We start from the raw sequence: 9,439 nt of genomic DNA, 5'->3' as shown, positions 1-9,439 counted from the left end.
GCGGTTCCGGCGATAACGCCACCACCCGCGCCAGTCAGCCCGCCACCAGTAGACAAGAACAGTACGCCGGAAGAGCGTTATGAGCGGATCACCGCGCCAGCGACCATCAGCACTACCGCGCCGGTGGCTGTGCGCAATACCGCGTCAACGCCGCCGCCGAAGAAAACAAAACCGGCATTCGTCCGGCGTGAGAATGTCGAAACCAAATCAGAAAACAGAGCGGTACTGAAGAAAAACTATGATTACTTCCCGCCTGTCACCGAATACTACAAGCCCGATCCGGCGTACAACAAAGTGCGCTGGCAGGGGCAGTCAGAGAGAAGCAGTGGCCCTCGCGACATCAGCGGTATGTCGCAACAGCAATTTAAGGCGTTAAGTGATAACCCATCGCGCGACTTTTTGCGTCAGATGGTGGTCAGAGCGCTGGCCTACAGCCCGGAAATGCGCGCCTCCTCCGCTGAAGTGCTGGCGATGGATTACAGCGTTGACCAGGCTCGCGGTCAGCGCTGGCCGCAGGTGAAACTGGGTGTGACCTCACCGTTCACGACTGTCGGCGGTGATACGTCCACCAACAACAATTCCCACATCAGCGATACCAGCGGTTCAGTAACGGTTTCCACACCGATTATCGACTGGGGGCGGATCAGCAGCCAGGTGGATAACGCGGAAGAAACAGCAAAATCCGCGCGTTACGACCAGGATCACTCCCGCGAACAACTGGCGTACAGCACCATCTCGGAACTGATGAACCTGAGTCGTTATCAGCACAGCCGGATGGTGGCGAAAGCCTATGTCGACAGGATGCAGGAACTGGTCACCATGTTGTCGCAAATCACCGAGGCGGACCCGGGACGCGACAGCGAGCTGGTGCAGGCAAAAGCCAAGCTGATGTCGGCGCAGGCAAATATGGACAACATCGAGCATCAGGTCAGCAGCAGCCGGATCAAACTGGTACGTCTGCTGGGTGCCGAGCCGGTGGTGCCGGAAAATATCTCCTGGCGCGACACGATTATCCCGGCCGACACCGCCATTGCTTCTCTGGACCGCAGCCCGATGATGATGAGCCTGCAGGCGAAAGTCCGGGCGGCGGAGCATGAAGCAGAAAGCATCAGAGCCTCCAGTCTGCCGCAGGTGAACTGGGTGATTTCAAAAAGCACCGCCAAAGACGTCAATGGCAATGAAAGCGGATGGTATACCGGGGTGAACGTGGAGTGGAATGCGTTCAGCGGCGGTTCCGAACGGGCAGCGCAGATGTCGGCGCGGGCAAGAGCCAATGCCGCGCAACAGCAATATGAAGTCAACTACCGCGACCTGGAATACCAGATTAATAACCAGATCCAGATCCGCGATTCTTCTTTCTTACGTGCCGATGATTACGATCGTCTCTCTGCCGAAACGGACCGCGTGCGGCAAATGTTTTATGAGCAGTGGTACCACCTCGGGAAAAGAACATTATTAGATGTGCTGACGGCAGAAAATGACCATTTTAATAACCAGCTGTCGGCAATAAATAACCGCTACGATGGTTATATTTCTAACATCAACGTTATTTCGAGCGCTTCCATGCTGCTCAACTGGGTGGGTATTAACAGAAATGATGGTGGGATATAAGATTTACAGCCTAAAAATACAAAGCAGGATTACATTATTTCAACACAAGAAAATAACTTGTATAATCACACAGAATGGATAAATCAATCCACAAAGATTTAGATGATACGGGATCACACATCTGCATCCCGTATTTTTATGTTTTAGAACAGGTTATTAACTTTTCACAAAAATTTCTACACGGCGGCTGTTAACGTTACAACCAGCGTCCTGCTGACTGGTGCGGGTACCACATCCTTCCGCCGTCTGGGCAACACCTTGCCCCATCGTGTTGTTGATCATCTCAGGCTTAATTCCCTGCTCGATCAGCAACGACCGTACCATGTTGGCTCGAGCTTCAGAGAGACGCTGGTTGGCATCACGGCTACCGATGGCGTCGGTGAAGCCGATAAGCTGAATTTCACTGACGTTACTGGCCTGCTTAATGAACCTCACCACGTTGTCCAGCTTGCTGCGGGAGTCCGGCAGGATCCCGGCGGCATTGCTCTTCGCGAAACGGAACAGAACCTGTTCCTGAATCAGAACCACACCGTTGGAGTTGATGTAATTACAGCTCTTCGCCTGCGATGCGCGGTTCACAAGGCGGGTGTGTTTTTGCAGGCGGTTCAGAATCGACTCTGCCTGCGGGCGCTCTTCCAGTGCAGCCGTGTTGCCGGTTGTGCCGGGGTTAACCTGCACAAAGTAGGTTTCACCGCCCTCGGCAGGCAGTTGCTGCGTCGGGTTTTGTTTACCCTGATAAAGCGGGTGATCGTTGAAAACAGATTCGATTGCATGCGCACCCGGCGTCACGCAAAAGACAGTAAACTCACCTGGCAGTAACGCAGACTGCAATTCACGGTCTACGTAGACCGTCGCCGGCACGCTTCCCTGTGGATAGTACATCACCACCTGTGCCTGTTCAGGTACCACTGCTGCAACCGGGCGGTAAGGTTCAGCCGACGCCACAGACGCGCCAGACCCTGCCAGCGCGCAGAGAATCAACGTGAATTTGCTAAAACTAAAACAGCTTGCTTTCATTTTTCACTCCCGGATTAACCCAGTAATTCATCGATAAATAACAACATCCAGACAATTCGCCTCACTTATCCCCTCCGTCGCGCCCTGACTGCGGGCGCGAACAGATAGCCCGCCATCCGGAGATGGCGGGGATTACCGGGTTAAATCGTGATCTGGTTGTTCTGCAGCAGAGTGACCAGATCGGTCTGTACGTCTGCCAGGGTGACAACCTGCGTGAAGCCATGCTGTCCGCCCTGACCATCACGGTCGATGCTGATGACCGTGTCGTTACCGACCACTTCTGTCTTCAGGTAATTCTCAAGCCCTTTCGATACCGCATCCAGCTCCGTCTTACCGTTGTTCTCGAAGAAGGAGATTGGACCGCTGTAATCCAGCAGATCGCTGAGGTTGAGCGTATCGGCGTCACTGTCAGTTGCCACGTTGCCCACGTTGAAGCAGTGAACCACGTCGTGACCGTTGCCGCCGGTACTGTCATTACCCATGCCATCCAGCACCTTGTACATCAGCGTGTCGTTACCACCGTTCATCAGGTAGAAGGTGTCATCACCTGCTCCGCCCTCAAGAACGTTATCCGCTGAGTTATCCGTGATGACGTCATCACCGCTGGTACTGATAAGCGTGGTGATGTTTTCCAGCTGCTCGCCTGCGGAGTTGAAGCCGGTCCACAGGTTGGCGGTCATCCCTTCGCTCAGCGAGCTGAAGTTCGCGGTGCCGGCACTGTTCGCGCTGCTCAGAATCAACTGGTGGTTAGCCAGCAGCGTCGCGAGGTCGGCTTCCGTGTCCGTCAGCGTCAGCAGTGTGGACGCGCTGTAGGCGCCGCCGCTGCCGTCGCGGTCGATGGACACGACAGTATCCTTACCGTTGTAGGTCACCGTCAGGAACTGACCGATGGTTTCACCCGCATCGATGGTGGCAACACCGTTGATGTAGTGAGCCGCACCGTCCGCGCTTGCAGAGTAACCAACCAGCAGGTTGCTGACGTCGATAGCATCCGCGCTGCTCGTCGCTTCTACCGTACCGACCCAGAAGCCGTTGACCGTATCGCTACCGTTACCGCCAGTACCGTTACTGCTTCCGCCTGCCTGGACCTGGTACATCAGGGTATCCTGACCACCACCATTCTTAGCATTGTCGAGATTGAAGATGTCATTCCCGCCGCGGCCTTCGAAGTAGTTGTTGCCTGCGTTACCGGTGAAGGTATCGTTACCCTGACCACCCGCCAGACCTTCGACGTTCACGAACCGGGCGCTACCAAAGCCCGTGTTCTGCATGGTCGTCTTGTTCAGGTCAATGGTCAGCGCGGCGTTGCCTGCCAGCTTGTAGTCAACGATGTCGAGACCACCGGTGTTGCTCCAGGATTTCACGCCGGAGACGGTTTGCGTACCGCCTGCACCGTTGTACAGGTCATTACCCAGGGTCGCGAAGAAGGTATCGTTATAACCGGTACCCACAATACCCGTGGTGTTGGTGCCGCCGGTGGTGCTGGCGTTCGCCACGTTAGTTTCGGACTCTGTGGTCAGTACGTAAGCCTGGTTAGCTTCACCCGCTGTCAGTCCTGCCCACGCCTTGCTGACGTTCTGGACGGTTGTGCCGTTCACCGACGCAACACCGCCGACGTTCTCAACCGCACCGCCGCTGGAGCGCAGGATCACCGCGCTGTACGACTTGCTGGCATCCAGACCGTAGAAGTCCACCATAGCGGTACTGTCGTTCGTCTGGTTACCGGACTGGGCGTTGATCATCTGCGTTGCCACCACAGCACCTGTCGCTTCATCAATCAGCTGTACGGTGTTGCCATACAGTGAGTTGATACCACCCTCATCGAGGATGCGCAGGTGGATAGCCGAGCCATACGAAACATCGTTCTTGTTCTCGATGTACGTAGTGGTACCACCGCTGGTGAAGATCAGCAGATCACGGTCACCGTCCCAGTCAATGTCGATAGCGACACTACCGGTTACCTGCTGAGCGGTTGACGAACCACCGATGGTGGTTTTACCAACCTGCGTCAGCATATTGGAGGTGGTAAAGCTCGTCGAACCGCCCGTCGAGGTGTTGGTGTACAGGTTCACCGCGCCGGTCGCTGCCGACTCACGGATACCGCCCGACGTGGATTCCATCCCCGGCATTTCGATGATGTCCACCTTGCCGTCGTGGTTCCAGTCCAGCGCCAGGGAGGCCCCGCCTGCCAGCGTATCGTTGAAGGTGTACATCCCGGTCGGGTTACCGATGCCGTTGTTATCCGGGTCGCTGAACATCAGCTTGCCGGTACCGTCGTTGAAATGAATACGGCTGGCATACTCGCCGGCGTTGTTACCTGCCCCCGACGCCGAGGTGGTGCTTTCGCTACCACGGCCCAGGAACAGATCCATGTAACCGTCGCCGTTGAAGTCGCCCCAGGTCATCGCCACGCCGTTACCAATGTTCGGATCGCTATCAGTACCACGCTGGAACACGTTATCGACGACCTGCGTCACCTGCCAGTTGCCGTTGTTGGTGCCGTTTACGACAACCAGACGTGCCTGGTTTTCGCTTCGTGCGGCAGAGTTGTCCGTTGCCCCTGGCTTGTCGATACGAGAACCATCCGCAACGATGTTCTGACTGTGCATCACAAAGTCGACGATACCATCGTTGTTGATGTCCACGCCCGACAGTTCCATATCCGGCTGCGACTGATCCAGACCGATAGGCTCATGGCTGGAGTCAGCGGAATAGTCTGTGGCGAATGTGCCGTCTTTATCCATGCCGACGATGGTGCCGTCGTTGTTCAGAACAATCTGCGAACCATAACCGTCACGAATTGCAGAGTCGTTCGGCGTCTGGTCGCCGTTGACCATATCAACATAACCGTCACCGTTCTTATCAATGGCGATGATACCACCATACCAGCTCCAGGTATTCGCACTGCCATCAGTGTTCGCATCACCAGCGAAGTCGCCAGTTTGTGGCGAATTCGTCCTTGCTCCTACCTGATAGGCGACATAGCTGGAACCGTTGTAGTAGAACATCTGCTGACCATCATTATAGTTACTGTCAACAGTAAACAGATCCATCAGTCCATCACGATTGTAGTCGATGAAGGTGGCGTTCTGTACGTAGTTGTTGGCGTCATAGCCCGAGCCGGAGTTACTCACCAGTTTCGTCGTCGTAAAATCGCCTAGAGAGGACGAAGATGTCGCAGTCGAATCCAGCATGGTCTGGTTAGTATGGATACGCCATACACCATCTTCGCTCAGCGTTACCGACGTTGCTTTCTGATCCGGGTCGCCACCACCGGCACCCACCGTCACTTGCGGTGTCGGCGATACAATCAGTTCATTGGTCGTATCGTCAGTGGTGATGCGTACCCCTTCCGCCGAGTACAGCACCGAGGAAACGTCGTATCTGCCTACCGCCAGCGCATCGCCGTCCGGGATCTGGACATACCAGGTGTTGTTACGCGGGTCGACCACTACCTGTCCGTTCTGCGAACTGTAGGTCTTACCGTTAACCGTCACCTCGACGTACTCACCCGGCTGGATTTCAAAACCGGTGTAACCGGAAATGATCGGTGTCGTATCCAGCGTATCCTGGGCGTTAACGATCACAGTCAGATCCACCGTCAGCGTGAAGTTGCCGGACGTGGTGCCTTCGTTACCGGCGCTATCCGAGACGACCGCACGGAAGTTATAGGTCGTATTGTCATTCAGCGCAGGCAGTTCGAAACTCCAGCTGTCACCGCTCACCGTTGCCGTACCAAGCAGCGTATTGGTGTTGGCATCGTAGATACGAACCTCATCACCTGCTTCCAGCGCAGCACCGACGATCTTGCCGTTCAACACCGGCTGGCGGTCGTCAGTGGAGGTGTTCGGGCCCATGTTGCCAGTGTCCATGCCGACGTTGTCGGTGTAACTGGTGATGGTAACGGTCTGGGTCGGCGGATCCAGGTCGATCGTCAGTGAGAAGGCCGGGCTCTGAGCAGATTCGTTACCGGCAGCGTCAACGGCTGACGCGGTAAACTGATACGTCTTCGTATTTTCAAGACCCGACACATCCAGCGTCCAGGTGTGCTGACCACGATCCAGCGTCGCGTTACCGAGGAAGATGCCATCCTGGTAGATCTTGATGTATTCCGCAGAACCCAGATCGCCCGTCCAGCTGCCTCTCAGAACCGGCGACGTATCGTCAGTGCTGCTGCCGCTGGTGGTTATCACACCCTTGTTAGTACCGACATCATCCAGATAGCCGTCAATGGCCAGCGTAATACCCGGTGCCTGTGTATCGACGGTGATATTCACCGGTGATGTTGGCGCGCCAGTGTTACCCACGCTGTCAGTAACGGTGGTGGTGAACTGATGTGCACCATCCGCCAGTTCTGTCGTCGGCGTCCAGCTCCAGTTACCGAAGTTATCCACCGCGGCACTACCGATGACGGTTCCGTTATCGAGGATGTTGACGATGCCGTTTGGCTCCGCCTTACCTGCGAAGGTCGGTTTGTTGTCATCGGTGACGTCGTTGTTGCTCAACGTACCGGTGATGGTACCGACGTCGTCAGTGATCGTGAGATCCGTGACCGCACCCGGTGCCGTCGCATCAATTTCGATGCCGAACGACGGGCTCTGCGCACTTTCCTGACCGGCGGTGTTTTTCACCGTGACGGTAAAGTCGTACGTGCCATCGGCCAGTGCAGGCTGCGGCGTGAAGGTCCAGTTACCACTCGCATCCAGCGTGGTTGTACCCACAACCTGGTTACCGTTGTAAATGGTCACGATGTTGCCAGCCACGCCCGGTGCGGTACCGTGCAGTGTCGGTGTGGTGTCTTTGGTCACGCCGTTGATAGCCAGTTCGACATTCGCCGAACCGGTATCGTCGGTCATGCCATCAATCACCGGCGCCGCAGGCGGGTTAGACAGTGTTACGTCGTACGTGCCTGACGGTTTCGCCTCGTTGCCAACGCTGTCAGTTTCGACGACAGACAGTTGGTTAATGGAATCCGCGTACAGGGATTCGGACGGCGTCAGTGTCCATCTGCCGTTGACATCCACAATGGTGGAACCCAGTACCTTGGTGTTACCGTCTTTATCCGTCGTGTACACGATAATGACGTCACCCTGTTCAGCACCGGTACCCCCGATGACCGGACGCGGATCGTCCAGCACGCCGCCGTGCGAGACCGAACCCTGCACCGTACCATAGTTGTCGGTCACGGTGTCGATAGACACCTTGCTGACATCCGGTGAGGTGTAGTCGGTATTCACCACGAAGTCCGAAGACTTGTCGCTGACGTTACCGGCTGCATCTTTCGCTGTGACGTAGAAGGTGTTCTTGCCTTCAGGCAGTTTGCTGCCCGGCTTGAAGTTCCACGCCCCGCTGCTGCTGACCGTTGCAGAACCGATCAGCGTACCGTCTGCGGTATAGATGTTGACGATGCTGTTCGCTTCTGCCGTACCGTGCAGAATTGGCTGCGGATCATCGGTATAGCCGTTGTTGCTCAGGTCATTCTGAACGGCACCCACCTGATCTTCTGCGTAATCAATCGTCGGACGGTTTGGCGCCGCCGTATCCACGCTGAAGTTGAAGGCGCTGGACGTATCTTCCTGACCCGACAGATCTCTTGCGGTTGCTGTGATGCTGTGTGCACCGTCACCCAGGTTAGTCGCCGGTGTGAAGCTCCAGGTTCCGTTTGCTTCCGCGGTGGTGGAGCCCAGAACCGTACTGCCATCTTTGATGGTGACAATACTACCTGCTTTCGCCATACCGGTGATTTCCGGACGGGCGTCGTCAGTCACGTTATCCGCTGCCACATTACCAGTAATCGCACCCACATCATCCTTCACGTTAGTGATGGTGACCGATACCAGCGAGGTATCCACAATAACCGTCGTACCGGTATTTACCGGGCCCAGGTTGCCTGCAGTATCTTCAGCACGCGCCGTAAAGGTGTGCTGGCCATCTGCCACTGACGTGGTGGTGTAGTTCCAGTTACCCGAGGCATCGGCGGTTGTTGAGCCATTCTCTACGCCATCGACGTAGATATGGACAATACTGCCAGACTCGGCGATACCGCTGATCTTCGGCGTTGCATCGTTAGTGGTATCACCATTGTTCAGGTTACCAATCTGCGGCGCCTGATCGTCGGTGACCACGAAGTCAGACACAGCACCTGGTGCGCTGGTATCCACCGTGACCGGGAAGCCTCCGGTTTGCGGGCTCACCTGACCGATGCTGTTAACGGCTTCAGCAACGAATGTGTGCTGGCCATCTGGCAGTATCGGCGTGGTGTAAGTCCAGTCGCCATTGGCATCCGCCGTGGTTGAACCCAGCAGCGTTGTGCCATTGACACCACCGTAGATATTGACCGTCACGCCCGCTTCGGCGGTACCGGTCAATGTCAGGGTATTGTCGTTGGTCACCTCGTTGCTCTGCAGCGCACCGGTGTGTTGCGGCACATCATCAACAACGCTGGTCAGCGTCGGCGGCAGCGGTTGTCCGCCAGCGTCAATCTGAATCACGTATTCCGCCGAAGGCGATGTTTCATTACCCGCTTTGTCGGTTTCTTTCGCCGTCAGTCGGTATGTGCCATCCGCCAGCGCCGTGTTGACTTGCAGTGACCAGGTACCATCGCTCTGTACGATTGCAGAACCAATAATGGTGCTGCCGTTGTACACGGTGATAATGTCGCCCTGTTCCGCGCCCGTCCCCTTAATCAGCGGTGTGTTGTCGTCCGTTACGCTTCCGGAGGCAATATTGCCCGTGACCGTCCCCGCGTCATCAATGACGTTGGTAATGCTCACTTTGCTGCTGTCCGGCGGTGTGAAGTCCAGCGTCAGTT

3 protein-coding genes are annotated in these 9,439 nt (G+C 56.0%); 1 reads left to right on the top strand and 2 read right to left on the bottom strand.

The genetic code is table 11. From position 1 onward, the window contains the following. On the top strand, positions 1-1,611 hold a 1,611-nt coding region (locus AOY23_RS21120), incomplete at its 5' end, for a TolC family protein (protein WP_152958666.1). 156 nt (positions 1,612-1,767) lie between these two features. Here AOY23_RS21120 and AOY23_RS21115 read toward each other — a convergent pair. Beyond that, complete coding sequence (locus AOY23_RS21115; protein ID WP_081005677.1) at positions 1,768-2,628, bottom strand: OmpA family protein; 861 nt, start codon at positions 2,626-2,628, stop codon at positions 1,768-1,770. A gap of 140 nt (positions 2,629-2,768) precedes the next feature. After that, positions 2,769-9,401, bottom strand: a complete 6,633-nt coding sequence (locus tag AOY23_RS21110; RefSeq protein ID WP_235501694.1) for an Ig-like domain-containing protein — start codon at positions 9,399-9,401, stop codon at positions 2,769-2,771. Positions 9,402-9,439 lie beyond the last annotated feature (38 nt).

The sequence above is a fragment of the Trabulsiella odontotermitis genome (assembly GCF_001297775.1).
GTDB lineage: Bacteria > Pseudomonadota > Gammaproteobacteria > Enterobacterales > Enterobacteriaceae > Trabulsiella > Trabulsiella odontotermitis.
Note: the sequence above shows the minus strand (reverse complement) of the source record. Positions and strands in the feature narration are given on the sequence as shown.